This window comes from Aminobacter sp. P4_D5, from assembly GCF_056401815.1.
Window position 1 is genome coordinate 1 of sequence record NZ_JBFUIP010001407.1, and the last position, 517, is coordinate 517.

Below are 517 nucleotides of genomic sequence, written 5' to 3' on the forward strand. Positions count from 1 at the left end.
GGGCCGGCCCGCGCCATGCCGATCGCCGAGGCCGTCGCCGCCGTGCGCGACCTTGCCACCCGCTACGCCGAGGTGGTGCTGACCGGGGTGGACCTCGCCAGCCATCCCGATCTCTCGGCTGTCATCCGCGCCATCCTCCGCGAGGTGCCGGAACTGCCGCGCCTGCGCCTCTCTTCGCTGGACCCGGCGGCGCTGGACGACGGCTTTTGGGCCGTCTTCGCCGAGGAGGAGCGGCTGATGCCGCACCTTCATCTCTCGGCCCAGCATGGCCATGACCTGATCCTCAAGCGCATGCGCCGCCGCCATTCCCGCGCCGACCTGCTGCAACTCTCCGCCCGTGCTCGCGCGTTACGTCCGGACGTGGCGCTGGGGGCCGACCTCATCGCCGGTTTCCCGACCGAAACGGAGGAGCAGCTGTGCGCGATGACCGATCTGGTGGCGGAGGCGCTACTCGCCTTCCTGCACGTCTTTCCCTATTCCGCCCGCGCCGGCACGCCCGCCGCGCGCATGCCGCAGC

General features: G+C 71.8%; 1 protein-coding gene. It reads left to right on the plus strand.

Annotated features, from left to right (window positions below; all coding sequences use genetic code 11):
- Nucleotides 1-15: 15 nt before the first annotated feature.
- On the plus strand, nucleotides 16-517 hold a 502-nt coding region (locus AC1DWF_RS38685), incomplete at its 3' end, for a radical SAM protein (protein ID WP_476843689.1).